Below are 964 nucleotides of genomic sequence, written 5' to 3' on the forward strand. Positions count from 1 at the left end.
GGTCGAGGACCGGGGCGCGGGTCTCGTCCATGAAGAGCTTGGTTGATCGCTTCAAGTTGGCCATCAACGCGTCGTGGACAGGGCGAAGCTCGAAGGCGGCACGGCCGACCCAGTCCGCCAAGGTGGATCGGTCGAGATCCACGCCTTGGCGACTGTAGATCTGGGCCTGGCGATAGAGCGGCAAGTGATCTGCGTATTTGCTGACCAGCACATGCGCCACCGTCGCCTCGGTGGGCATACCGCTCGGGATCAGCCGCGCTGGCGCGGGCGCCTGGACGACCCCATCCGTGCAAGAGCGGCAGGCATATTTGGGACGGCGGGTGACGATGACGCGGAACTGAGCGGGCACGATATCCAGCCGTTGAGACACATCCTCGCCGATGCAGTGCAGGCAGCTGCCGCAGGCACAGGTCAGGCTATCCGGCTCGATGACCTCTTCAATGCGCGGAAGATGCTTCGGGAGCGCGCCCCGATTGGAGGAGCGAGGCTTGGCAGGACGTCTGGCGGCAATATCTTCGGCATCCTCCTCAGCATGGATTTCCGCCATCGCGGCTTCCAGGTCTTCGAGGGCCAGTTCGAATTGGTCGGGATCGCTCTTCTCCGACCGTCGCCCGAAGACAGCCTGCTTGAAGGCGGCGACCAGTTTTTCGAGGCGCTCGATACGCTCGTCCTTGCGACGGTCGCGGGCGTCTGCGGCGATCAGCATCCCCTTCAGCGCGGCAATTTCCTCAAGAAGTTCGGCGGAATTCGGCATGGTCGTCTTCTACCAGATCGCGATGACCACTGCCTTCGGAAAGCGGCAGGTGAGTCATCCTGCCGCAGGCCAAAATGGCCTATTCCACGTCTTCGGGGGGCTTCGTGTGGATCGCTCGAACCCGCCGCCAATCCAATCCGGCAAACAGCGCCTCGAACTGCGCATGGCTCAACAGGATTAACCCGTCCGTCACGGCGGGCCAGGTAAAGC

General features: G+C 63.0%; 1 protein-coding gene. It reads right to left on the minus strand.

Annotated elements, in window-relative coordinates:
- Positions 1-754, minus strand: a 754-nt coding sequence (gene tnpC / locus GV832_RS21670) for an IS66 family transposase (RefSeq protein ID WP_168776928.1), incomplete at its 3' end; no start/stop codon positions are given.
- Between the last annotated feature and the right edge of the window lie 210 nt (positions 755-964).

The sequence above is a fragment of the Stagnihabitans tardus genome, assembly GCF_009925085.1.
Taxonomy (GTDB): domain Bacteria; phylum Pseudomonadota; class Alphaproteobacteria; order Rhodobacterales; family Rhodobacteraceae; genus Stagnihabitans; species Stagnihabitans tardus.